24 protein-coding genes are annotated in these 24916 nt (G+C 61.0%); 13 read left to right on the forward strand and 11 right to left on the reverse strand.

The features are described 5' to 3' along the window. Positions 1–11: 11 nt before the first annotated feature. Positions 12–1340 (reverse strand): MFS transporter, encoded by a 1329-nt coding sequence (locus AB3X95_RS28845; RefSeq protein ID WP_368623207.1) that lies wholly within the window; start codon positions 1338–1340, stop codon positions 12–14. 72 nt (positions 1341–1412) lie between these two features. Continuing rightward, positions 1413–2687, reverse strand: coding sequence for a glucarate dehydratase family protein (locus tag AB3X95_RS28850; RefSeq protein ID WP_368623208.1), 1275 nt, complete (start codon positions 2685–2687; stop codon positions 1413–1415). Between the two features lie 203 nt (positions 2688–2890). Between AB3X95_RS28850 and AB3X95_RS28855 the strand changes: the two genes are divergently transcribed. Beyond that, a complete protein-coding gene (locus AB3X95_RS28855) occupies positions 2891–3595 on the forward strand; it encodes a GntR family transcriptional regulator (protein ID WP_176123614.1) in 705 nt (234 codons plus the stop codon). Between the two features lie 19 nt (positions 3596–3614). Here AB3X95_RS28855 and AB3X95_RS28860 read toward each other — a convergent pair whose 3' ends face one another. Then, positions 3615–4694 carry a zinc-binding alcohol dehydrogenase family protein gene (locus AB3X95_RS28860; protein ID WP_176123613.1) on the reverse strand — a complete coding sequence of 360 codons (1080 nt, stop codon included), beginning with the start codon at positions 4692–4694 and terminating at the stop codon, positions 3615–3617. Between the two features lie 111 nt (positions 4695–4805). Between AB3X95_RS28860 and AB3X95_RS28865 the strand changes: the two genes are divergently transcribed. The 3 genes from AB3X95_RS28865 (at position 4806) to AB3X95_RS28875 (ending at position 6443) form a co-directional block, all read left to right on the forward strand. Continuing rightward, positions 4806–5579 (forward strand): helix-turn-helix transcriptional regulator, encoded by a 774-nt coding sequence (locus AB3X95_RS28865; protein WP_368623209.1) that lies wholly within the window; start codon positions 4806–4808, stop codon positions 5577–5579. A 125-nt stretch (positions 5580–5704) separates the two neighbouring features. Continuing rightward, positions 5705–5962: a hypothetical protein gene (locus AB3X95_RS28870; protein WP_368623210.1), complete on the forward strand. Its 258-nt coding sequence runs from the start codon at positions 5705–5707 to the stop codon at positions 5960–5962. 133 nt (positions 5963–6095) lie between these two features. Continuing rightward, positions 6096–6443: a hypothetical protein gene (locus AB3X95_RS28875; RefSeq protein WP_368623211.1), complete on the forward strand. Its 348-nt coding sequence runs from the start codon at positions 6096–6098 to the stop codon at positions 6441–6443. Positions 6444–6505: 62 nt separating this feature from the next. Here the strand turns inward: AB3X95_RS28875 and AB3X95_RS28880 are convergent, their stop codons facing one another. Both AB3X95_RS28880 and AB3X95_RS28885 read right to left on the reverse strand, forming a co-directional pair. After that, positions 6506–7615: a Gfo/Idh/MocA family protein gene (locus tag AB3X95_RS28880; protein ID WP_368623212.1), complete on the reverse strand. Its 1110-nt coding sequence runs from the start codon at positions 7613–7615 to the stop codon at positions 6506–6508. A gap of 34 nt (positions 7616–7649) precedes the next feature. After that, positions 7650–9314 carry an alpha-amylase family protein gene (locus tag AB3X95_RS28885; RefSeq protein ID WP_176123608.1) on the reverse strand — a complete coding sequence of 555 codons (1665 nt, stop codon included), beginning with the start codon at positions 9312–9314 and terminating at the stop codon, positions 7650–7652. Between the two features lie 49 nt (positions 9315–9363). Between AB3X95_RS28885 and AB3X95_RS28890 the strand changes: the two genes are divergently transcribed. Continuing rightward, entirely contained in the window at positions 9364–10950 is a 1587-nt protein-coding gene (locus AB3X95_RS28890) for an alpha-amylase family glycosyl hydrolase (protein WP_368623213.1), read from the forward strand. Between the two features lie 20 nt (positions 10951–10970). On the opposite strand, the gene AB3X95_RS28895 is transcribed toward AB3X95_RS28890, so the two are convergent. Beyond that, positions 10971–12884, reverse strand: a complete 1914-nt coding sequence (locus tag AB3X95_RS28895) for a potassium transporter Kup (protein ID WP_368623214.1) — start codon at positions 12882–12884, stop codon at positions 10971–10973. An 87-nt stretch (positions 12885–12971) separates the two neighbouring features. Next, positions 12972–13829 (reverse strand): helix-turn-helix transcriptional regulator, encoded by an 858-nt coding sequence (locus tag AB3X95_RS28900; protein ID WP_368623215.1) that lies wholly within the window; start codon positions 13827–13829, stop codon positions 12972–12974. A gap of 103 nt (positions 13830–13932) precedes the next feature. Here AB3X95_RS28900 and AB3X95_RS28905 point away from each other — a divergent pair, with 103 nt between their 5' ends. Beyond that, positions 13933–14826 (forward strand): SDR family oxidoreductase, encoded by an 894-nt coding sequence (locus AB3X95_RS28905; RefSeq protein WP_368623216.1) that lies wholly within the window; start codon positions 13933–13935, stop codon positions 14824–14826. Here the strand turns inward: AB3X95_RS28905 and AB3X95_RS28910 are convergent. Beyond that, positions 14821–15513 (reverse strand): phosphatase PAP2 family protein, encoded by a 693-nt coding sequence (locus AB3X95_RS28910; protein ID WP_176123603.1) that lies wholly within the window; start codon positions 15511–15513, stop codon positions 14821–14823. The genes AB3X95_RS28905 and AB3X95_RS28910 overlap by 6 nt on opposite strands. Before the next feature lie 245 nt (positions 15514–15758). On the opposite strand from AB3X95_RS28910, the gene AB3X95_RS28915 reads away from it, so the two are divergent. Continuing rightward, positions 15759–16631: an endonuclease/exonuclease/phosphatase family protein gene (locus AB3X95_RS28915; protein ID WP_176111780.1), complete on the forward strand. Its 873-nt coding sequence runs from the start codon at positions 15759–15761 to the stop codon at positions 16629–16631. Between the two features lie 90 nt (positions 16632–16721). Beyond that, the gene (locus AB3X95_RS28920) at positions 16722–17507 is read left to right on the forward strand and encodes a hypothetical protein (RefSeq protein WP_176123601.1); all 786 of its coding nucleotides are present in this window, start codon (positions 16722–16724) and stop codon (positions 17505–17507) included. Positions 17508–17520: 13 nt separating this feature from the next. Here AB3X95_RS28920 and AB3X95_RS28925 read toward each other — a convergent pair whose 3' ends face one another. Both AB3X95_RS28925 and AB3X95_RS28930 read right to left on the reverse strand, forming a co-directional pair. Further along, complete coding sequence (locus AB3X95_RS28925; RefSeq protein WP_368623217.1) at positions 17521–17877, reverse strand: hypothetical protein; 357 nt, start codon at positions 17875–17877, stop codon at positions 17521–17523. A gap of 17 nt (positions 17878–17894) precedes the next feature. Further along, complete coding sequence (locus tag AB3X95_RS28930) at positions 17895–18980, reverse strand: glycosyl hydrolase (protein ID WP_368623218.1); 1086 nt, start codon at positions 18978–18980, stop codon at positions 17895–17897. Between the two features lie 43 nt (positions 18981–19023). On the opposite strand from AB3X95_RS28930, the gene AB3X95_RS28935 reads away from it, so the two are divergent. After that, positions 19024–19239 (forward strand): hypothetical protein, encoded by a 216-nt coding sequence (locus AB3X95_RS28935; protein WP_368623219.1) that lies wholly within the window; start codon positions 19024–19026, stop codon positions 19237–19239. A gap of 191 nt (positions 19240–19430) precedes the next feature. Here the strand turns inward: AB3X95_RS28935 and AB3X95_RS28940 are convergent, their stop codons facing one another. Then, the gene (locus tag AB3X95_RS28940; RefSeq protein ID WP_176123597.1) at positions 19431–19748 is read right to left on the reverse strand and encodes a hypothetical protein; all 318 of its coding nucleotides are present in this window, start codon (positions 19746–19748) and stop codon (positions 19431–19433) included. A 1065-nt stretch (positions 19749–20813) separates the two neighbouring features. On the opposite strand from AB3X95_RS28940, the gene AB3X95_RS28945 reads away from it, so the two are divergent. The 4 genes from AB3X95_RS28945 to AB3X95_RS28960 all read left to right on the forward strand — a co-directional run. Beyond that, positions 20814–21458, forward strand: a complete 645-nt coding sequence (locus tag AB3X95_RS28945) for an SCO family protein (RefSeq protein WP_176123596.1) — start codon at positions 20814–20816, stop codon at positions 21456–21458. Positions 21459–21526: 68 nt separating this feature from the next. Then, positions 21527–23434 carry an RICIN domain-containing protein gene (locus AB3X95_RS28950; RefSeq protein ID WP_368623220.1) on the forward strand — a complete coding sequence of 636 codons (1908 nt, stop codon included), beginning with the start codon at positions 21527–21529 and terminating at the stop codon, positions 23432–23434. Then, positions 23434–23871, forward strand: a complete 438-nt coding sequence (locus tag AB3X95_RS28955) for a hypothetical protein (protein WP_368623221.1) — start codon at positions 23434–23436, stop codon at positions 23869–23871. The genes AB3X95_RS28950 and AB3X95_RS28955 overlap by 1 nt, the downstream gene beginning before the upstream one ends. A gap of 266 nt (positions 23872–24137) precedes the next feature. Then, positions 24138–24916, forward strand: a 779-nt coding sequence (locus tag AB3X95_RS28960; protein WP_368623222.1) for a Wzz/FepE/Etk N-terminal domain-containing protein, incomplete at its 3' end; no start/stop codon positions are given.

Genomic DNA, 24916 nt, shown 5'->3' on the forward strand with positions numbered 1-24916 from the left:
GTTCGATACGGTCAATGCGCTGAGGCCGGTAATCCTTCGCGCGGGCTCATGCGCGAGAAGAACACGACCCCGGCGGCAATCACCGACATCACCGCGAGTCCAGTGAGGCCGCCCTCGATCGAGCCGGTTTTCTGTTCGAGGAAGCCGAAGGTCGCCGGCGCCACGAAGCCGCCGAGATTGCCGATCGAGTTGATCAGCGCCAGCACCGCGGCGGAAATCCGCGCGTCGAGATAGCCCTGCGGGATCACCCAGAACAGCGACGAGGCGGCCTTGAAGCCGATCGCAGCAAAGCAGATCGCGACGAACGAGAACACCGGGCCGCCCTGGCCGGCCGCATACATGCCGAGCGCGGCGATCAGCAGCACACACGCGACCCACGCCTGCTGGAACTTGAAGCGCGCCGCGAGCATCGCGAACAGATACATCGCCGCGATCGAGATCAGCCACGGAATCGAGTTGAACAGGCCGACCTGGAAGTCGTTGAAATGGCCCATCTTGTGGATGATGCTGGGCAGCCAGAAGGTCGCGCCGTAGATGGTCAGCGATACCGCGAAGTAGATCAGGCAAAAGATCAGGATTTGCGGATCGCGCAGCAGGGTTCCGAGCGACGGTTTGACCGGGTGCGCGGCGGCGCGCTGGCGTTGCTCTTCGTCGATCGCATCCAGCACCGCGTCCTGCTCGGCGCGGGCGAGCCAGGCGGCGTCGCGCGGCTTCGAGTCGAGCCACAGCAGGATGAAGCTCGCGAGCACGACCGAGAACATGCCTTCGATGATGAACATCCACTGCCAGCCACGCAGCCCCGCGCCTTCGATCAGCATCAGCCCGCCGGAGATCGGCCCGGACAGCACCGACGCGAGCGCCGAGCCGCTCAGGAAGATCGCCATCGCCTTGCCGCGCTCGTTGCTCGGCAGCCATTGCGTGAAGTAGTAGATGACGCCGGGAAAGAAGCCCGCTTCGGCCGCGCCGAGCAGCAGCCGCATCGCGTAGAACGACGTCTCGCCGCGCACGAATGCCATGCCGGCCGCGGCCAGCCCCCACGTGAGCATGATGCGCGCGAGCCACAGCTTCGCGCCGTAGCGCTGCAGCAGGATGTTCGACGGCACTTCGAAGATCGCGTAGCTGATGAAGAAGAGCCCCGCGCCGAGCCCGTAGGCCGCCGCGCCGATGCCCAGATCGGCGCTCAGATGCTGGCGCACGAAGCCGATGTTCACGCGGTCGATGTAGTTGACGATGAACATCACGACGAACAGCGGCAGCACGCGCCACTTGATCTTGTGCACCGCGCTCGCCAGCGCGCCGGCGCGCTCGGGCCGCGCCGTGTCGGCAATCGGGCTACTCATGGGGTTGTCTCCTTCGATGGCGACGCGCATTGCGCGTCGCGGGCCTCGTAGGCGCGGATTTGGAAGCGAGAATTAAAAGCGCGGATTCTTGCCGGTGAAGCCCGGTTCGTACTTGCGCATCTGCGAGAGGTCATCGCGATTGCGCACGCCGCACGACAGATACTGCGCATGCAGTTCGGCGAGCCGCTCGCGGTCGAGCTCGACGCCGAGGCCCGGCGTGGTGGGCACACGCACCGAGCCGTTGTCGAACGTGACACGGCCGCCCTTGATGACTTCTTCCTCCTGCCACGGGTAGTGCGTGTCGCACGCATAGGTCAGGTTGGAGATGCTGGCCGCGACGTGCGTCATCGCCATCAGGCTGATGCCGAGGTGCGAGTTCGAGTGCATCGACATGCCGAGATCCCACAGCTTGCACATGCGCGCGAGCGTCTGGGTCGCGCGCAGGCCGCCCCAGTAATGGTGATCCGACAGCAGGACCTTGACCGAACCCATCTCGGCGCCGCGGCGGAAATCTTCCATCGTCGTGATGACCATGTTGGTCGCGAGCGGCAGGCGCGTGTGCTTCGCCAGTTCGGCCATGCCTTCGAGACTCGGGCACGGGTCTTCGTAGTACTCGAGCAGTTCGTCGAGTTCAGGGGCGGCGGCGATGCTCGTTTCGAGCGTCCAGTTCGCGTTCGGGTCGAGGCGCAGCGGCACGCCGGGGAACGCCTGATGCAGCGCGCGCATGCACGCGATTTCGTGTGCCGGCTCGAACACGCCGCCCTTCAGCTTGATGCTCTGGAAACCATACAGCTCGATCATCCGACGCGCCTGCGCGACGATCTGCTCGGGGCTCAGGCCTTCGCCCCAGGCATCGGGCGCATAGGGCTTGTCGATGTGCTCCGCGTACTTGAAGAACAGATAGGCGCTGTACGGCACGGCGTCGCGCACCTTGCCGCCAAGCAGATCGACGATCGGCGCGCCGACGATTTGCCCTTGCAGGTCGAGCATCGCGACTTCGAGCGTGCTGATGACTTTCGGCGCGTTCTTCGCCGCGTGCGAGCCGGGCGCGAGTTCGAATTCGACCGCGCCCGGGGTTGCCTTGATCGTGCCCCGCACGCGTTCTTCCATGCGATTGAGGTCGAACGGCGACAGCCCGATCACCAGCGACTTCGCCTGTTCCAGCACACGCAGCATCGGTTCGTCGCCATAGGTCTCGGAGATGCCGACGCGGCCGTCGCTCGTCTCCAGTTCGACGATGGCGCGCAGCGCCCAGGGTTCGTGGATTCCGGCGGCGTTGAGCAGCGGGCCGTCGCGGAAGGCGATCGGGGTGATGCGCACCTGGGTGATGGTGATGTCGCGAGTCATGATGTCAATCGGCACAAGTGGAGTTTAACGGGACGGATAGTAAAGCACTAATATATTAGTGCGTTAGTGGGGTAAACTCTCATGCGTACTGCGTGGCGAATTCCGCTTGCAAGCCCGCTGGAAGCGGCGAGCGTCAGCTATAGTACTAGTGCCTCAGCGGACCGCCGCGTCGGTCCGCCTGCTTCCAAGCTTCAATTTCAACCATGAAAAACCACGCTCACTCGTCGACGGTCACCCGGCTCGACCGCTCCCGCCACGCTGCGCCGCAAGTCTTCGAACGACTGCGCGAAATGATCCTTTCTCTCGAATTGACGCCGGGCACGGTGCTGTCGCGCACCGAGCTCGCGAACCGCTACGGGCTCAGCCAGACGCCGGTGCGCGACGCGCTGATGAAGCTCGGCGAGGAAGGACTCGTCGATATCTATCCGCAGCACGCGACGGTCGTTAGTCAGATCAAAGTGACCTCCGCGCTGCAGGCGCATTTCCTGCGCCGCTCGATCGAACTCGAAGTGGTGCGCACGCTCGCGGAGCAGCGCAACGCCACGCTGATCGCGGAACTGCGCGTCACGATCGCCCGGCAAACGGAATTGCTCGACCTGAAGAACTACGAGGAGTTCTCGCTGCTCGATCAGGCGTTTCATCGGCAGATGTACGAGGCGGCGGGCGTGCCGCAGCTGTGGGACCTGGTGCGCAGGCTGAGCGGGCATATCGACCGGCTGCGGCGCCTGAATCTGCCGGCGGAGGGCAAGACGATGGCGGTCGTGCGCGATCATACGGAGATCGTCGATGCGATCGACAAAGGCGATGTCGAGGCCGCGCAGGCAGCGCTACGCAAGCATCTGTCGGGGACGCTGAGTCAGATCGATCAGATTCGCACGAGTCATCCGAATTTTTTGGCGGACGAGTGAGCGTTCGCTGAATCGCTGGCTACGGCTGGATCACGGTCATTCTGAATGGACCGCCGTTTGCGGCCGCGTGGGACACCGCTTCATTGGCGCGATCGAGCGGGAATGTCTTGACGTCGAAATGGCGGAGATCGAGCAGCCCCGAGCGAATCAGGCCCGTCATCAGCGTCACGGCTTCCGTCGGATACATCCATTTGCCGCGCACGGTGATGTCGTTGCGCATGAGCCACGGATATGGCAGATCGAGCCCAGCATCGCCCAGCATGCCCACGCCACCCATCAAAATGACGCGGCCGTACGGCCGCACGGCCATCATCGCGGCGCGCACGGCCGTGACGGGCGCCGAGGGCGGCAGTAGATCGATGACACAATCGATCGGACAAGGAGCCGCCTGTTGCATCCGTTCGCGATCCGCCTGTTCATCGCCTGAAAGTCTGACCGGGCGCACGCGCGCGCCGAAGCGCTGTTTCAGATCGTCGAGTGCTTCCGCATTGCGTCCCGGCGCGACCACGCAGCGCGCTCCCATCGCGAGGGCGACAGCCACGCAGGCGCTGCCGAAGTTGCCGGTAGCCCCGCTGACGAGCAGAGTTTCGCCAGCCCGCAGCGCGGCCGCAAGCAGCCCGCCATAAGGCACGAGCATCACGTTGAGCGCACACCAGCGCGCCGCCTCGCCAGGATCGATGTCGCCGATACGAACCGCGTTCTCGGTCGGCACACGCACCTGTTCGGCGAACGGGCCGTCGTGAAAGTACCGTTGTAGTCGCAAGCCCCCGTCTCCACGCGAACTCCAGCCCTGCAGCGCTATATCGGGCATCAACGCGTCGTCGCGCGAGCGCACGGTCGGATCGCAGAACACCCAGTCGCCCACCTTCAGGTGAGTCGCATCGGGACCGCTCGCTCTTACACGACCGATCGCGCCGCAACCGGGCACGATCGGCAGCTCGAGCGGATAGCGGCGCTGCCCATTGAACACTTCATTCGCGTATGACAGCACCGGCGCGGCGGCGACATCCACGATCACCTCGCCCGTGCCGATTTCCGGATCCGGCATTTGCGTAATCGCGAGCGGTCGCTCAAGCGAATTCAGGATTGCAGCTTTCATCGTCGTTCTCCGTCAAGGGTGGTCTGACGAGGTCATTCTGGCGAACCTAGAATAGGCAACAAGGCCTGGTACTATCCCAGGATTCATCGATACCTCCTTGCGAGGACGAACGTGCCGGCATCGAGACGGAGTGAGTTTGGCGATTTTCTGCGGTCGCGCCGGGAGAAGCTGAGCCCGGCATCGGGGCGGCTCGGGAGCGGCCGGCGCCGTCGTACGCCGGGTCTGCGGCGGGAAGAAGTTGCCGAACTGGCCGGCATCGGTGTGGACTGGTATGTGCGGCTGGAGCAGGGGCGAACGGTCAGCCCCTCCGATGCCACCCTCGACGCGCTTGCTCGCGCCCTGCGGCTTGGCAAAGCAGAAGCCGCGCATCTACGGGCGCTCGCGCGCAGCAACGATCAGCGGACGTTTGCTGCCGAGAAAGTGCCGCCGGCAATCGCGCGCATCGTTTCAGACCTCGGCCTGCCGGCATACGTGACCGGCAGCCGGTGGGACATCCTGGCGTGGAACCGGGCGGCCGCCGATCTACTCGGCTTCGATCGGCTGAGCGAGGCGGACCGCAATATCCTCGTTTTCATGTTCATCGAACCGGACGCGCGGCGGCTATTCGGACCCGCGTGGGAAGACGAAGCGCGCCGCATGATCGCGCTCTTTCGCGCAACGCATGATCTCTTCGCCACCGATCCATCGTTCGTACAGCTAGTGGAGCGCCTGCGTTCGTCGAGTGCGGAGTTCGCTAGCTGGTGGATCGCGCATGACATCCGTGGCGGCGCGTCCGGCGAGAAAGTACTCGCTCATCCTCAGCGTGGTATCCAACGTTACCAATACGCTACGTTTCAGGCGAACGACGACCCGTCGCTGAAACTCTCGATCTACACACCCGTTTGAGCTTCGCCCGCCTGACAAAGCCATCGCGACGGCCCTAGGTCCTTGGTCCGATTGACGCGACTCCCACGCGTGGCACCCTTGTACAAAGCCGGAATACTCACATGCAACCTGTCAGGGAGGTCGCCATGTTTTCATGGAGCCGGCAGTTCGCGGCCGCGGTCATGGCTGTGTTCGCGATGGCTTGCGCTGGAAGCTGCTGGGCAACCGAACAGGCTCAGCAACGTCGCGCCGGACGTGACGTTCGACAGGAGACACGCCAGGGCGCCCGCCATACGAAGCAGGAGTGCAGAGCCGCGGACCAGAAGAGCAATTCGCAATGCCGGCAGGACAAGCGGCAAACCAAGCAGGGCGGCCGTCAGGCGGCCAGGAATATCAAGTATTGAGCGTTTGCGTTCGCGTGCGCCGGCTGGGCACTGAACCAGCGACAGTATGGGAAGGCAGACACCACATCCACCACATCGAGCGGGGGAGCCGATGCGAGCCTGGCGATATGTAGCGCTTTGCACTTTGCCGTTCATGATCGTTGGCTGCAACACGCCTCCGATCGCACCGGGCAAGCCCGTCGATATCCCGACTGCCCTCGAGCAGGTTCTCCAGGGCCTGTGCAATTTCCGCAAAGATCAGGCCGGCCGGAAGCAGGATCTCGGCGCCGCAATCGACTCGATCACCGTGGAGCTCGACCTGACCGTCGGCGGGGCGAGAAATCCGCCCGTGGCGGTCGCGCCGGATATCCAGTTCATTCCGACCGTTAGCTACGGTCAGATCATGACGGCAAACCGGGGCAGCAGACTCGTGCTGACGCTGAAAAACACTGGCAGCGGCACCCATGGCGGCGATTGCGATGTGACTGCGCCAGCCAAGTAGAGATCAGACAGCCGGGGCACTTCCCGCGCGTTGACCCGCGCAAGTGGCCCCAGCATTGCACTTCAACCTTGTGCGATTTTTTCCCACGCGCCTGACTGAGCCGAGCGGAACACGGCATCGATCACCCGCATATTTGCGCGCGCATCTTCCAGCGCAATAGCTTGCGGGCCTCCACTCAGGATCGCCTCCGCGAACGTGGTGGCGGCTACGCCGTATTGATCGCACACCGGAACTTCCAGCCAGCGATCAGTCGCGACACCGTCGCTATTGTGCTCACTGATTAGCAGACGCGTCGGTCGATCGTGTGGCGCATTGAACGGAATTTCGACTTCGATTCTCCCCTTGGTGCCGTGAAATTGCATCCGCTGGTACGGATAGGTCTGAGTCGAGTAAAAGAAACTCGCCTGCACGCCATCGAAGTCCATCAGCACGGAGCCGAGCCGGTCTACCTTGAAGGCAGGATCCTGTTCCACCAGCGCTACTACGCGCCGTGGCTCACGCCCGATCGTGAAGCGCGACGTCGTGATCGGATAGCAACCAATATCGAGCAGACCGCCGCCGCCTAGCTCGCGCTTGTTGCGGATATTGTCTTCGTTCGTGTTGTGATAGGTGAAACCGCCAGTCACTGCCCGCAATTCGCCGATCGCGCCTTTGTCGATCAGGGTCCGCACCTTCAACCATTGCGGATGCGTGCGAACCATGAAGGCTTCCTGGATGTATCGGCCGCTCTTGTCGCGCGCGGCGATCAGCCGTTCGACCTGTTGCGCGTCCAGGCTGATCGGCTTCTCACACAGCACGTGCTTGCCCGCCTCGACCGCTTTGATCGTCCATTCCACGTGGAGATGATTGGGCAATGGAATATAGACCGCGTCGATTTCCGGGTCCGCGAGCAGCGCCTCATAGCCGTCGTATGCAACAGCCAGACCATATTTGGCCGCGGCTTCCCGCGCCTTCTCCAGAGAGCGCGACGCGATGCCTTTCACCCGGCACTTCGGCGCGTTGTGCATGGGCACGACCACCTTGTCGTTGATCTTTGCGGCGCCCAAAATTCCCCAGACTATTTGATCCTTTGCCATGACATCCCTTTTCCGATTGCGTATCCGATGAGTCGAGCAGGCTGAGCATTCACGTGAGTCGGCAAGTCGCGTGAGTCCGCGAACGACCAGGAGCATGCGATCGTATCAGTTTAACCGTGGCTCGTCGTCGCTAGACCTCGGTCCGCTTGAGCAGATAGTCGAGGCCGCCCACCCGATACCATCGGTATCCGAACGGCTCGAGCATCACCGTGTGACGGCCGTCATCGTCAGCGCCGCTGTGGTCGTCGGACAGTAGATTGATCAGCGAATCCCGCCCGGGTTCGTTGGAGCTGAGGCGGAATTCGACGGTGCACGCCTCGGCGCGGAAGTTATGCAGAAACAGCACGGAGTTGTTGCGCCAGTGATAACCGAGCGCGAGCACATCGTTTCGCGAGGTGGGCAGCACTTCGAAGTCCCCCCAGCTGACTTCCGGCACTTCCCGGCGCATGCGAATCATCCGCTCGGTCCAGTTGAGAAACGAATCGGGATCGCGCCGCTGCTTTGCCACGTTGACCCGCTCGAACCCATAAGCCCCGCCGGAGATCGCCGGCACAGGCGGGTTCGAATGGCTGGTGAAGCCGCCTTGCGGCTCGCCCGACCATTGCATCGGCGTGCGCGCGCATTGGCGTTCGGGCCGGCGCAGATCGTCGCCCATGCCGATTTCATCGCCGTACCGGAACACGGGCGTGCCCGGCAAACTCAGCATCAGGCTGTAGGCGAGTTCAAGACGGCGTCTGTCGCCCGACAGCATCGGCGCAAGTCTGCGGCGGATGCCGCGCCCATACAGCTGCATATCCGGGTCCGGGGCGAACGCGGCGAACACTGCCGCGCGCTGAGCGGGCGTCAGCCGGCCCAGATCGAGCTCGTCGTGATTGCGCAGAAACACCCCCCATTGCGCAGTCGGCGGCCGTGGTTTCGTCGCAAGGAGCGCATCCTTCAACGGCTTCGTGTTGCCCGTCGCGAGCGTGTAGAACGTGTTCTGATTGACGCGGAAGTTGAACATCATCGGCATGCGCTCGCCCTCGTCGCCGAAGTACTGGAGATCCGATTTGGGCAGCACGTTGGCTTCGGCCAGAATGATCGCGTCGCCCTCGCGCCACTGCAGAAACTCGCGAAACGTTCGCAACATGTCGTATTGCTCGACGGGGCGGCGCACCTTCGGGCCCTTCGTCGCGATGACGAAGGGCACCGCGTCCATGCGGAATCCCGACACGCCGAGCTGAATCCAGAAGCCCATGATCTTCAGCAGCTCCGCCTGCACATGCGGATTGGAGGTATTCAGGTCCGGTTGAAAATCGTAGAAGCGATGGAAGTACCAGCGTTTTGCCCGCTTGTCGAAACTCCAGGTCGACTTCTGCACGCCCGGAAACGCCACGCCGCGTTGCGCATCGGGCGGTTTGTCGTCCGACCAGACATACCAGTCGCGATATTTCGACGCGGGATCGCTGCGTGCTTCCAGGAACCACGGATGCTGGTCGGACGTGTGATTGACGACGAGATCGATGATCACCCGCAAGCCCCGCTGGGCGCACGCATGCGTGAACTCGGCGAAATCGCCGAGCGTGCCGTACTTCGGATCGACGTTGTAATAGTCGCAAACGTCGTAACCGTTATCGCGTCCTGGCGACGGGTGGAAGGGCATCAGCCAGATCGTCGTCATGCCGAGCCCTTGCAGGTAATCGAGCCTGCGCATCAGGCCCTCGAAGTCGCCGACGCCGTCGCCATTCGCGTCCATGAAGGTGCCTACCGAAAGGCAGTAAATGATCGTGTTCTTGTACCAGAGGTCATTAAGCATAGGTTCCGCGCGGGGGCGCCTAAACAATCGATCGTGAAGAGGAATTGCAATGTCGGAGCTGGCGTGGTGGCAACGCGGTGTGATCTATCAGATCTATCCGCGCTCGTTTCAGGACAGTAACGGCGATGGCATCGGCGATCTGTCCGGCATCAGCGCGCGCCTTGAATACGTCGCGGCGCTAGGCGTCGATGCGGTGTGGATCTCCCCAATCTACCCGTCGCCGATGGCCGACTTTGGCTATGACGTCGCGGACTACTGCAACATCGATCCGATGTTCGGCACTCTGGACGGGTTCAAGCAATTGATGGGCCACGCGCATCGGCTCGGGCTCAAGGTGCTGCTCGATTTCGTGCCGAATCATTCGTCGAACCGGCATCCGTGGTTCGAGCAAAGCCGCTCGTCGCGAGACAATCCGAAACGGGACTGGTATCTGTGGCGCGATCCCGCGCCCGATGGCGGACCGCCGAACAACTGGTTGAGCCGCATGGGCGGCTCGGCGTGGGAGTGGGACGAGGTGACGGGGCAGTACTACTATCACGCGTTTCTGCGCGAGCAGCCTGACCTGAACTGGCGGAACCCGCAAGTGCGCCGCGCGATGGACCAGGTGCTGCGTTTCTGGCTCGATCTCGGCGTGGACGGCTTCCGCGTGGACGTGCTGTGGCTGTTGATCAAGGACGCGCAGTTTCGCGACAATCCGCCCAATCCCGGCTATTTGCCCGGCGAGCCGGACCATCATCGACTGTTGCAAACTTACACCGAGGATCAGCCGGAAGTACATGAACTCGTCCGCTCGATGCGAGCCACGCTGGACGAATACGGCGAGCACGTGCTGATCGGCGAAATCTATCTGACGGTTGCGCAACTGGTGAAGTATTACGGCGTGAACGGCGAAGGAGCGCATATGCCGTTCAATTTTCAGTTGCTCAGCGCGAGATGGAATGCGGAGAACATCGCCCGCATGATCCGCGATTACGACGTTGCGTTGCCCGAATTCGCGTGGCCGAACTGGGTGCTGGGAAACCACGACTATCCTCGCATTGCATCGCGCGTCGGCGCGGCACAGGCACGTGTGGCCGCTGTGCTGCTGTTGACACTACGAGGCACGCCGACGCTTTACTACGGCGATGAAATCGGCATGACGGACGGCTATATCGCATCCGATCAGATTCAGGACCCGGCGGAGCTCCGGCAACCGGGCATTTGCCAGGGACGCGATCCCGAGCGCACGCCTATGCAATGGGATGGCTCGCTGCCGAATGCGGGCTTCACGGACGGCAGGCCGTGGTTGCCGATTGCGACCGCGACGAGCGTGCGCGAACAGGACGGCGACATGTCGAGCATGTTGTCGCTGTATCGGCGTTTGCTGAGCCTGCGCCGCAGCAGCGCCGCGCTCGTGCGGGGCACGATAGAGAATGTCGTTGCCGACGGCGACGTGCTGACCTATGAGCGGCGCTCCGGCAATCAATGTCTGTTCATCGCGCTAAACATGGGTGCCGAAGCTGCCACCGTGCAATCGCGCGCGGGCATGGTGCTGCTATCGACGGTGACCACGCGCATCGGTGACGCCTTCGTACAGGGCGCCAATTTGCTTGCCGCCAGCGAGGCGGTCATCGTGATCGTTGACGCTCCAGCATGAACGGTAGATGACTCACCGGTTCAAAGCGCCACCTGAATGCCAAGTTCAACGACGTCTTCCGCTCGAAGCCCATAGTATTCCGCGCTGGGCGTGGAATGAAACGCCATCTGTCCGAACAGCGCCTCGCGCCAGCGCGTCATGCTGCCGTGCGTACGTCCCTTGATGACTTCATCGCGCGGCAGGAAAAACGTGGTGTGCCTGGGATCGTAGTGCCAGCCATCGAACCGACCCGCCAGCGATTCAAGCAGTCGCGGCAGGTTGGGGCGCTCGACGAACCCATGATGCGCAATGATCTCGAAGCATCCGTTGCCGAGGTCTCGCACGTCGATGCGCGTTTCGTCATCGATACGCGGCGCCGACTCCGATATGTTGGCGAAGAAAATCGTCGTCTCGTGCAGCACGCGGTTGTGGCGGATGTTGCTCCTGAATGTCGCCGGTGTCTTGCCCGATGCGTTGCCCGGATAAACCGCGGTGCCTGGCACGCGAGCCGGGGGTTCGGGACCGGCTAGCGCGTCGCGCAGGAACGCGTCGAGCGCATCGGCTTCGTTCGCATGGGTTGCGGCAATCTCGCGTCCGCGATTCCATGTCGACATCAGCACGAAAAGAATCAGCCCGACGGCGACAGGAAACCAGCCGCCGGAAGCGATTTTCGGCACGTTCGCGGACACCAGCGTTACGTCGACGACGAGCAATGGCGCGCTCACGAGCGCCACGCCGTAGCGGGGCCAATGCCAGACGTTGCGCGATACGCTGATCATCTGGATCGTGGTGATCAGCATCGTCAGTGCGACTGCGATGCCGTACGCCGAAGTCAGGTTCGACGAGCTTCGAAACGCCAGGACGAGAAACAGCACCGCCACGAAGAGGATCAGGTTGACGGCGGGCGAATAGACCTGTCCGCGCCGCTCTGTTGACGTTTCGACGACCCGCAGGCGCGGCAGAAAGCCCAGTTCGATCGCCTGACTCGTCATTGAAAATGCGCCTGAAATCACCGCTTGCGAAGCGATGATCGTCGCGAGCATCGCGATGATGACGCTCGGCACGAGCGCCCACGACGGCGCAGCGTGGAAGAACGGCTGGTGAAAAGAGCCGGGCACGAACAACAGGGTTGCTGCCTGCCCGAAGTAGCCGATGATGATCGACGGAAACACGATCGCGAAGAGCGCAATACGGATCGGGCGGCGTCCGAAGTGACCGATGTCGGCATACAGGGCCTCGGCTCCGGTCAGCGCGAGAATCACGGCGGCGAGAATCGTGAATGCGATGCGGGGATGGCCGATCATCAGCGATACGGCCCATCGCGGCGATAGCGCATGCAACACGACGGGATGTTGCGCGACCCGATACAGCCCGACCGAGGCAAGAGACAGAAACCACACGGCCATCACGGGACCGAATGCACGCCCGACCACCGAGCTGCCACGTCGCTGAAACGAAAAGAGCGCGATCAGGATGGCTGCCGCGATCGGCACGACCCATGGATCGAAAGATGGACTGATCTCGCTCAGTCCCTCGACGGCCGACAGCACGGATACGGCCGGCGTTACCATCGAATCGCCATAGAACATCGCGGCGCCAAAGAGTCCCGCGAGCAGCAGCGCACGTGGCACCCGCCGCCCTTCGTCCTCATAGCCCGATCGGACCAGCGCCGTCAGTGCGATGATGCCGCCTTCGCCTTCATTGTCGGCGGCCAACACGTACCACGCGTACTTGAGTATGACGACGATGACGACGGCCCACACGATCATCGACAGCGTGCCCATCACGACCTGCACGTCGATCGAACCGGTTTCGATGGCGGCTTGGCGCAACGCGTAGATGGGACTCGTGCCGATGTCGCCGAATACGACACCCAGTGCGGCTAGCACGAGCGTGCCGCCGCGCTGGCGGTGAGACGACGAATCGTCGCGTTGCTCCCTCTTTTGCTCAGGCATTTTTTTACACGAAGGTTGTGCGATGCCGTACGAGCAATTTGTGGGCCGAAGCGCGATCCGGCGGCCGCGCTTGACCGTCGAAACCGATCATGCAGTGCTGAGGGGCGCGGCGCTGTCAGTCTCGTCCATCGCCGAAACGGCGCTACGGATGCGCCTGGCGATTCGCGCGTCGAGCGGGGCGTAGACGAGCATGCTCAGGTCTGGCCGGCCATCGACGGCGAACAGTGAATATTCCATTTCGATGGTCCCAAACGCAGGATGCAGCATGCGCTTAACATGCTGTCCTTCGCTGTGGCCGAATACCTGGTTTTCGCGCCACATGCGTTCGAAGTCGGGGCTCTCGCGACACAGATCGTCGACCAGATCGCCCACCTCGGAGGCGAGCCCCGCGCGTGCAACGTCCGCGCGGAACGTCCCTACGACGGAGCGGGCGACGCTCTCCCAGTCATGCTGTTTTGCGCGGGCGTCGGGATCGCCGAACAGGAAGCGCAGGATGTTGCGCTGCCCCGGCGGCAGCGCGCTGTAGTCGGTCAGCACGACGGCTGCCGCACGATTCCATGCGACCACGTCCCACGTCGCGGTCTTGATGATCGACGGGCTCGCCTCGAGCGAATCGAGCACGCGCTGCAAGCGCGGGTCAACTGCGTCGGTGGAGCGGTAGCGCACTTCCGGGGGGCGCCCGAGGCCCAGCATGAACAGATGTTCGCGCTCCGCGTTGGTCAGCATCAGCGCCGCGCAGATGCGCTCCAGCACCGCGGCGGACGGCGCGCCGCCGCGGCCCTGCTCGAGCCAGGTGTACCAGGTCGAACTGATATTCGCGCGCTGCGCGACTTCTTCCCGACGCAAGCCGGGCGTACGCCTGCGGCCCGAGAAGCCGAAGCTGGCCGGATCGAGCCGCATGCGGCGGCTGCGCAGAAAGTCTCCGAGGGATTGGGCGGTGTTCACTGGACGATTAACCTGTTAGTCGCTTTACCGGGATAAGCTCACTACTTCAATAGCATAGCGAATGATCGCATAGTGCGTCGGTGGCTATTCTGGAGACTTGACCATGCGAATCTTTCTGACAGGCGCAACCGGGTTTATCGGCTCGGCTTTGGTGCCCGAACTTATCGAAGCCGGACATCACGTGATCGGCATGACCCGCTCCGATCAGGGCGCGCAGGCGCTCGTCGCAGCGGGCGCGGAGGTGCATCGCGGCACGCTCGAAGACACCGACAGCCTGCGCAGCGGCGCCGCGAAGGCCGACGCCGTCATACACCTTGCTTTCGATCACGACTTCTCGCACTTCGTGGAGAACTGCGACAAGGACAAGCGCGCGATCGCAGCACTTGGCTCGGCGCTGGCGGGCTCGGATCGGCCGCTTCTGATCACCTCAGGCACGGGCGTCGGCAGCCGGGATAACGGGCAGCCGGCCGCCGAGGACGTGTTCAACACCAATCACCCGAACCCTCGCATCGGCTCCGAGCTGGCCGGCAATGCGCTACTGGAGGACGGCGTCAACGTGTCGGTGATGCGCTTGCCGCAAGTGCATAACCCATACAGGCAAGGCCTCATCACGCCGCTCATCCAGATCGCTCGGGACAAAGGCGTGTGCGCATATGTGGAGGAAGGACTTAATCGCTGGCCGGCCGGGCATCTGTCGGATGTGGTGCGGCTGTACCGGCTTGCGATCGAGAAGGGCGAACGCGGTGCGCGCTATCACGCGGTCGGCGAAGAGGGTGTTAGTGCACGAGAGATCGCCGAAGCGCTGGGGCGCGGCCTGAAGTTGCCGGTCGTCTCGATCGCGCGCGGCGAAGCGCAGGCGTACTTCGGATGGATGGCGATTTTCGCCGCGCTCGATATGCCGGCATCGAGCGCGCAGACGCAAGCGCGTTTGGGCTGGCGACCGACCGGTCCCACGCTACTGTCGGATCTGAACGAAGCGCGCTACGTTGCATCATAGATGTTTCAATATGCCGCTCGCGAGCCTGCGCAGTTCATCGAACTGCGTGACGAGTTGGAGGCACAGAATAAAGGCTAGCGTCGCAGCGGGCCCCGGGTGGCGGTCCATCCATCGCAGCACCGGGGTCGCGTAGCGCGTGCGGATCGCGTCGCGCGTCATGATCAAGGTGATCGTGATCCCCACCGCGGCGCCCACCAGCAAATCGGTCGGATAGTGAAAGCCGAGATAGGCGCGCGGAAGACAAATGAACAGCGCGGTATAGAGAAGCGCCAGCACACCGATGCCCCGCCACACGAGGAAAATGCCGGTGGCGACCGCCATCCATAGCATCGCGTGATCGCTCGGGAAGGAACTCCAGTTAGTCAGCACTGCGTCCTTGATATCGCCGCTGGCGAAGCTCAGATGCAGTTCGGGGTCATAGACGGGGCGCACCCGGAACGGCAACCAGTGAGTCAGCACTCTTCCGACGAAGAGCGCCGCGAGGCCGCTGGCAACCGTCGCGAGAACCATTTCTCGCCGCCATTCGCGGCACTCGTCTTGCTGAAACCACATCCACCACAGCACGGGAACGAGTACGAGACCTTTGAAGGTGTACAGGTTGTCGATGGCTTGTATGGATAGCGTCGCGAAATGACTGAAATGTATGTTGGATAGATATGTTTCGATGGATAAATCGAAGCTATTCATTATTTTCTAAAGAAATTGAGCCGGTCGCCGATGAGTATCAGCATAATTCATCGCGTGCACGGCATTTTTTGGCGCTTACTTTCACTGACAATTTTTACTCCGCGATTTCATCGCTAACTTTCGGTGACCCGGCGATCGCTCATCACAATGCGTAATACGGGTTGAAATCGCTCTGTCGGAAATTGTTTCCGTAACAGCGCCAGGCGCAGCGATGACCGATAGTCGGATCTTTCAAGGAGGCCATCATGAAACTGGTCGACTGGAATATTCAGTGGGGCTGCGGTGTCGACGGCCGCGTCGACCTCGGCCGGATCGTGCGGGAAGCACGCGCGTTGTGCGACTTCGACGTGCTGTGTCTGCAGGAGGTCACCCGCGGCTTTAATGAAGCACCGGCTGCAGGCGGATTGAAAGGCGCGCCGTCGTCCGATCAGTTCGCCGAACTTGCCGCTCTGCTTCCGGAAATGACCGTGCTCGATGCGATCGGCTCCGATCTGCCGTCGCTGGGCGCGAGCCGTCATCGGCGGCAGTTCGGTAATGCCATCGTGACCCGCTTACCGGTTCGTCAGGTGCTGCGCCATTCGCTGCCGTGGCCTGCCGATCCCGCCAAGCCGTCGATGCTGCGCGTCGCGCTCGAAGCGGTGCTCGAAGCCGACGTCGGTCCGATTCGTGTCATCAGCACGCACCTCGAGTTCTATTCGGAGAAACAGCGGCTCGCGCAAGTGGCGAGACTGCGCGAGTTGCATCAGGAAGCATGCAATCACGCGCACTTTCCCGCGCGTGGTGAAAAGCCGGACAGCCCGTTTGCCGATACGGCGCGTCCGCTCAGCGCGGTTGTCTGCGGGGACTTCAACAGCGCGTTCGAAGACACCGCGTTTTGCCGGATGCTCGAACCGATCGCCGACGCGCCGACCTTCGTCGATGCGTGGGCCCGCGCGCACCCCGGCGAGCCGCGGGCTGCGACGGTCGGCCTATACGATCACGAGCAATGGCCCGACGGACCATTCGCGTGCGATTTCGTTTTCGTCACGCAAGACCTGGGCACACGCATTGCGTCGTGCGATGTCGATCCGCACAGCCGCTCGTCCGATCATCAGCCGATGTGGCTGGAACTGCGTTGAAACTTCTGCGGGAATGCTTAAGGCTCTGTTAAGAGTTGTTCTGCGATGGTTGAGCCTATGTTCAAGCTACCAGAATAGTGAGCACCTCACATGAATAGCAGCCAATCGGAAATTCGCGCGCATGCAGTCAGCAAAGTCCCTCAGATCACGCTGGGCTTCTGGATCATCAAAATCGCCGCCACGACACTTGGTGAAACGGGCGGCGATTGGGTGACCATGTCGCTCAAATTGGGTTATCTGATCGGCACCGGGATTTTTGCAGTTATTTTTATTGCGCTGGTCGCAGGGCAGATCAGGGCGGAGCGGTTCAATGCCACGCTTTATTGGGCGACCATCGTCGCAACGACCACGCTCGGTACCACCTTGGCCGACTTCTTCGATCGATCCGTGGGAGTTGGCTATCCTGGCGGTGTCATGATCGTATTCGCGCTTCTGCTTGCGAGCCTGGGCATCTGGTACAAATCGGAAGGTACGGTGTCAGTGCAGAGCGTAACCACGCCGAGAGCCGAGTGGTTCTATTGGGTGACGATCCTCTTTTCGCAGACACTGGGTACGGCGTTGGGCGATTGGGTGGCGGGATCGGACGAAGGTGGACTGGGGCTTGGCTATGAGAACGGCGCTTTGATCTTCGGTGCAGGTCTGCTGATCGTCGGCGCGCTGTATTACTGGTCGCGGCTGTCGCGGACCGCCATTTTCTGGGCAGCGTTCATCCTGACGCGTCCGCTCGGCGCGACCTTGGGAGATCTGCTCGACAAACCCGTTTCTCAAGGTGGGCTCGAGATCAGCCGACTCTATGCATCGGTGATTCTGGTTTCGTTCATGGCCCTGTGCGTGATTTTTTTGCCGCAGCGTCCTGCTGGGCGAGCGATGCGATAGTAGAGCGAAGAGGCTACGAATGTTCGGGAATAGCCATTGCATGCCCGCTTGACACTCGTTCAATCGAGGCTGACATGAAAAATCCCTGGACCAGGAAGAACCCGTTCCTGAGCATGTGGCTAAGCGGCGCGAATACCGTCGCCAACTCGGCGCGGGTACGAACGACGGCGGCGGCCAAACGCGCGGCCTCCGCGTTTTGGAGCGCCGCACTCACGCAACCGAAGCCGAAGAAAAGAAGAAAGGCACGGCGCTGAGTTGACTCGTCCGCTGCCGGACGAGTTCGCCGCCTGGCGTGAGCGATCGCACGCAGGGCGTATCCAAACGGCAAAAAGAAGAAGGGAGCGCCATAGTCGGCGCTCCCTTCATTCATGGGCTACACGGGCAGGCTTACTTGATCGGAGTCAGATAAGAACCCGACAGGAAACGTTCCGAACTCGGAATGGTTGCCGTGTAGGCCTGAATCGCGGCTGCAAGCTGCGGGCGAATCAGGTTACGGTTGTAGTCGTAGATCGAGTAGCCGTCACCCTCGCCATTGCTCGGATCGCCGTTACGCACGACATACCAGAACGCCTTTGCCACCGAACCGTTGTTCATCAGAATCTTCAACTGATTGAACGCGGCCGTTTGTCCGGCGTCCGTACCGTTGGTGCCATTGTTGGTCTCGGTCAGCCAGATCGGCTTCGCACCGCTGCTCACGAGGTTCGACACGGTAGTCACGAATGCCTGCACCAGCGTGTCGTACTCGGCGCTGCCGAAGTACGGGTGAACGTCGACGACGTCGATCGTGGTGTTCAACGGGCTGGAAGCACTCTTCGTGTTGTTGCCCATGGCATTGATGTAGTCGGTCGCCTGGATCAGTTGGTTGCCTGCGGGCGGTAGCCAGCCGTTATTCGGATACGCCGAGTTGTAGAAGTACGAGATGCCCTGAGTATGCAGAACCGTTTTGTAGCCCGACTGGCTCTTCGTGTTCAGGACCTGCTTGGTTTCCGAATAGAGCGTCTTGCTGCGATTCAGAATGTAGCCGGAGATACCGTTCGGATCGCCGTAAGACGGGTCCGAAGCCGAGAACGACCAGTTGGTCTCATTGAACAGTTCGATATCGGCCGTGAAGGGCAGAACGACGTCCATCAGCGAGCCGAGATACTTCGTGAACGTTGCGTCGCAGAAGTCGAGTCGCGGCGACGATCCGCTCGGCGGATTCTGGGTGGCCGAGCATTGGTATGCGCTAGACGGCGCGTACATGCCCACCTCGAAAAGAATCTTCATGCCGCGCGTGCGTGCGGCGTTCAGAAGCGCCTTCAGAAAGGCCACCTTATTGGGGTCCAGCGTGCTGCCATCGGCCAGTGTCATGAAGTCCCACGAAACACCGAGGCGAACCGTACCGACGCCCAATCCGGCAATCAGATCCAGGTCTTTTGAGCATTCGTTGAGCGCCGTCTGATCCCCGCTCCAGAGATTGCAGTTCACGTCCATTGCAAACCGGTCGTTTCCGCTTCCGGTGGGGGGCGGCTGCAGCGTGGCCGCGGCGCTTGCGGTGGTCGCGGTGGTCGCTGCGGTGGACGTGGTGGACGTGGTGGCTGGCGTGGATGTGGGGGCGGCTGCGGTTGTCGATGTGGTGTTGGTGTTGCCCCAATGTGACCTGGAGAACGACTTGGAGAACGCTGGCATCGATTGCCCGCACAACAAGGCTAAAACGGTGAATAAGGAGCAGAGTCTGATTTTCATGGATTAGCTATAAATTGCTACTGACGGGGAATGGACTGAGAACGTTGGCGTTACGTTTGCCGATGAGCATCAGTTCCTGAAGCGATGGCACACGTAACGCAAACACGTCGAACACGTGAGTCAACTGTCGCTGACGTCACGATTGCAAATGGCCTTGCGCGGGATATGCGGCTTTCGTATTGATCGTCGCGAAACGGCTCAATCGCCTTGTCCCGCCCGTTGCACCTGGGCGCGGTTATAAGGCTGACCGTTCGCCTGAACCGGCGGCGAACCGTTATCGGTGGGCACTACGCCGTTGCTGTACGCATTCGTAGTCGCGTTCGCAACTGCGTTGGCAGAGAGGGAGGAGTTGGCAGTCACGGACTGCGTGCTGCCATCATCGCTTGTTTCACCGCCGCAACCTGCAAGGCTCAGAATTCCTGCGGTAAATGCAAGCACTGAAACAGTTTTTGCGATCTGAGGAAGTTGACGAAATGATGGCTTTAGTCTTGGAGAGAGTCTGCTGAAAGAGGACATCTGTCTATCAAGGCCGATGAACCTTGGCCGCTAAAACGAACAACGTTCGCGTGATAAGGACGTCGCCACGAATAATTACGCAACAACACGGAGTACAACTAACTAATGATCCGCTTTTGTCAAGGGCGCCCGTTGCCGGACTCGCGTCGTGCATTAATTGAATTTAATCCTCAGATTTAATGCGATGCGCGGAAAACCAATTTCATCGTTCAAAAAGGAGGATTCGGTGATTCGTCGCAAATTGCGAAGTTATACTGATCGAATCAAAATCGACCTAGGTTTTCCCTGACTGATCTGACGAAACGAATGATACAGAAATGGAACAAAAATTGCCTCGGCGGTCGTAACTAAGCGTAACAACGAAATTTGTGATATGGACGCCTATCGGTAAGGTGCCCTGCCTCCCTTCCCACGCTTATCCAGACGCGTTCCCACGCTCTCCCGATGAATTCACCCAACAGCAGGAGAACCGTTACAAAGTTGTTACCTGGCGCCTACGGACAGGGGTGGGCACCTCTTTTCTGCCAATGTTTAGTTCTTGGCGGCTGAAAACCTAATTGAATTCATTAGTATGGTTTTAGAAAGAGAGACCATCCGTCGAGGAATTTTGGTGGCACTGCCCTGATCGCATTAAATAAATCGCGAAATGCGAATTTTCGCAACGGTTCGCCTTTGAGTTTTTGAAATAAAGAGAACACCGCGAGCCAGGGCGCAGACTGACACATAGCGCCAGCGAAACACTTCTCCATCTCTACCGCATTCGGTGATTCAGCGCGCAAACTCGAGATCTGCAAGTCAAAGAAAGAGCTTTGCTCGGGTCTTCCAAATGCACAGTTTTTGGATGTTCATGGTTATGTGGCCGACCTCACAAAACGCAGCAAGTCGCGGGACAGACACTGTCATTTTCAGGAAGGTTCCCTGATACGCTCACCAGTACCGATGATTCGCCAGAGAGCGAACGTAGCCGTCGCGCGACGTATGCGTATTTGCCGCGCGGGTAACACGCAATAAAAGACGGCGACGAATAGTTCTGAAGATCGTTACACGTTGCGGGAGATCATGTTCATGTTTCATCAACAACCGCCGAGTCGCGCGGCGTTGCGTGCGTGCACGCCGGTCCGGAACCCGAGTCGTCGTGCGCTGCTGCGTGGCGTATCGGCGGCGGCGTTAGCCGGCATTTCCTTTCCGCTATATGCGCAGCACGCAAGCGTGGGACTCGTCACGCCGCCTATTCGTCTCGACGACTACTGGGTGATCGATCAAAGCGGCCAGAAGCAGCTGCTAACCGACCTGTTGCATCGGAAAGTAACTGCGTTGCAGACGATTTACACAGGATGCAGTTCAGTTTGTCCTTTGCAAGGTGCGCTGTTCAGCACCGTTCAGCAACGGATATCGCAGTTGCAGCATGGCTATCCCGTTCAGTTGGTGTCGATTGGAATCGATCCGCTTTCCGACTCGCCGCCCGCGCTGCACGCATGGCTCAAGCGCTTCCAGGCCGGACCCGAATGGCGGGCGGCCACGCCGACGTTGCAGGACGTCGACCGGATGCGCACAGCGCTTTCGGGCAGCACCTTGCCACTCGGCAACATTGCCGATCACTCGACCCAAATCTACTGCTTCGACGCTAACGCAATGCTGCGCTGGCGAAGCGATGATCTGCCCCGCGCGGATCAAGTTTGCGAGGTACTGGGTGCATTAGGGCGTGTGTAATTTATTGGACTGAGAACATGTCACGAAAAAGATCGCTTAGGTTCATGTCGCAGTTATTCGACAGATGCATGAAAGCATTGCTGCTAATTGCATTCTTGCCGGTGCTTTCAATGTTCTCCGCGACGGCGGACGCGCAGACATCGAGCACGATCACCATTAACGGCACGAGCTTGTGCGCCGATGTGAGCGCCATTTCGACAACGCCTGGCGCCTCGGTCATCGAGTGGACCTGCAATGGTCAGAATAACGAGCTTTGGACAGTGACGCAAAACAACGGGCTTTATCAGTTCGTCAACGTCAACAGCAATCTTTGCCTCGACATCTATGGGGTAAGCACGGACGCGGGTGCTGGGGCCGACCAGTGGAACTGCAACGGCCAGCCGAATCAAAGCTTTCAGCTGATACCGCAAGGTGGCGGCTTTGCAATCGTTGCGTCGCAGAGTAACTTGTGTCTGGCGATTGCGGGTCTCACCGCGCAGGGCTCGCAGATCACGCAGCAGCCTTGCAGCGGCGGCCCGCTGCAGACGTGGCAGATCAGCGGCATGACCGCGAAAACATTGCCGGCGAAGTGGACGACACCCTATAACCTGTCGATCGTGCCGGCTGCTGCGGCGAATCTCCCCGATGGAACGGTGGTACTGTGGTCCGCTGACCAGAAGCTGAACTTTACGGCTGGCGAAGTCACCCCCGGCAACACGTACACCGCAATCTTCAACCCGACTACCGGCACCAGCAAACAGGTGTACGTGACGAATACCGGCCACGATATGTTCTGCCCTGGCATCGTCAATCTTCCGGATGGTCGTATTTACGTCACCGGTGGCTCGAGCAGCGACGAGACGAGCTTCTACACGCCTTCCACTGGACAATGGTCATCAGGTCCTCTAATGAAGATTGCGCGCGCCTATCAGGGCAGCGTGACGTTGAGCAATGGCAACGTATTCCAGGTGGGTGGTTCGTGGAACGGAGGCGAAGGCGGCAAGACCGGCGAAACCTGGTCACCGAGTACGGGTTGGCAGGTCAACAGCGCCATTCTCGCCGACTACATCCTCACGAATGACGCGGCCGGCATTTTCCGCTCCGACAATCATGCATGGCTGTTTGCGGTGGCAAATGGGCGAGTCTTCCACGCCGGTCCGAGCGTTGCCATGCACTGGTTCGATACCGCCGGCGCGGGCAACGTGACGCCTGCCGGCAACCGGGGCAGCGATACCGATGCGATGAACGGCAACGCGGTTATGTACGATATTGGCAAGATCCTGGCTGTAGGCGGTGCGACGAGCTACGAGTATGCCAATGCGACTGCGAACGCCACGCTAATCGACATCAGTAGCGGCACCGCGGTGACGCAAACGCTTACGCCGATGAATTATCGCCGCGCCTTTAACACCAGCGTGGTCTTGCCGAACGGTCAGGTGGTGGTCTTAGGTGGAGAGGCATACCCGGTAACGTTTTCGGACGACACCGCCGTGCTGGCGCCAGAGCTGTGGGACCCTACCACCAAGACTTTCTCGGTGCTCCCGCCGCAAGCCGTGCCGCGTAACTATCACAGCATCGGACTGCTGTTGCCGGACGGTCGCGTACTGAGCGGCGGTGGTGGACTGTGCGGAAGTTGCTCGACAAATCATACGAACCTCGAAATACTGACTCCGCCGTACCTACTGAACGCGGACGGCTCGGCGGCAACCCGACCGACCCTCACAGCCGCGCCGACCACAGCACAGCTCGGGACATCGATCGCCGTAACGGGCAGCAGTGGCATCACGGCCTTTGCGTTGATGCGCCTGTCTTCTTCGACACACGCGGTCAACAACGAGCAGCGTCGGGTGCCCGTGACTTTCACGGTAGGAACGGCGGGTGAATATCTGATCAATATTCCTTCCGATCCGGGTGTCGTGGTGCCCGGCTACTACATGCTGTTTGGCCTGAACGCGAAGGGCGTGCCGAGCGTTTCGCGCACGGTGCAGATCCAGTGATGGCAATACTGTCACGGCGAACCGCGGCGCGTGTGGCGCTGATGCTGGGGTTGGCGAGCATCATGTGTGTTGCGCACGCCGCGCCGCTTTGCGAGCCGAAGGATCTCGGGTGCGCGATCTTCAACGGGCAGCGTTCGGTCGCGGCGCAATTGCGCGACGACGATCATCTGCTGCCCGGCTCGACTACCCGTTGCGCGAACTGCCATTCGCAAACCGGCGCGGCCGACGCATTCGCACCACCGTTGACCGCCCGCACCCTGTTTCCTGCGAAGAGTCGAAGGGACGGTCCGGCGAGCAGTTACGATCAGGCAACGTTCTGCAGGGCGCTGAGGGAAGGCATCGACCCAGCCAACGTGTTGTTGCGCAAAGCCATGCCTCACTACCGGATATCGGATAGCGAGTGTGCGGCGCTCTGGCATTTCGTGACCAGGCCCTAGCACGTTGGGCTGAAAAGTGACAACGTGCGGCAGCGTACGGAGGTGCGGCAAGCCGTCAGATAGGCTGCGGTTGCGTCTGATATGAATAACTCGATGTCTGTCTGCCGGCGCAATATATCCGATGCCGAAAAATTAGAAGTCTGCGCCAGGTCCGGCGGAAGCTTTGTAGACGATAAGACGATTTGATTCGAGCAGGCGGCGGGTCCGTATCGCCTGCATCTTAAGTCCAGCTTCTACCCTTTTCGTACACCCGCCCTGGGGTTTCGATGAATCAGAACTCTCTCCTTACGAATGCCGCTGTGGTTCGCAATAACGATGTGAGTCTCTCACGTTATTTCGACGTACTGATGGCCAACCGCTGGCTGGTCGGTGGAATCGCCGGCAGCGTGCTCGCCCTGGGCGTGGCATACGCGTTTATCGCGCCGTCGGTGTACCAGGCCGATATTCTCGTGCAGGTGGAAGACAGCATCCCGACCAACAATTCAAAGAGTCCTCTGGGCGACGTCTCGAGCATGTTCGACGTCAAGACACAGGCGACGGCCGAGATGGAAATCATTCAGTCGAGAATGGTGGTCGGCAAGGCCGTCGACGATCTGCACCTCGATATCAGCGCAAAGCCAAAGCGCTTTCCGTTGATCGGCGACTGGCTGGGGCGGCAGGCCAAAAGTCTTTCCTCGCCTGGTCTGTTTGGATTTGGCGGATATGCGTGGGGCAACGAATCGGTCAAGGTGTCCAGCTTCAACGTTCCGGAAGCATTCGAAGGCGAGAAGTTCGTGCTGACCGTTCTGGAGGACGGGCGCTACCGGCTGGAGCAGTCGGATCTGAGCGAGCCGGTCGAGGGCCGCGTGGGCGCAACGCTCGACACGACACTGCCTGAAGGGGCGATCACGCTGCGGGTCGATGCGCTGAACGCGAGGCCGGGCACGCAGTTCATTCTGGAGAGGCAGTCGCGCGAAAAGACGGTGGAGAACCTGCAGAACCGGCTGACCGTGTCGCAGAAGGGCAAGGACAGCGGCATCATCGGCGCGTCGCTGACGGGCTCCGA

It is taken from the genome of Paraburkholderia sp. BR13444 (assembly GCF_040948755.1).
Lineage (GTDB): Bacteria > Pseudomonadota > Gammaproteobacteria > Burkholderiales > Burkholderiaceae > Paraburkholderia > Paraburkholderia youngii.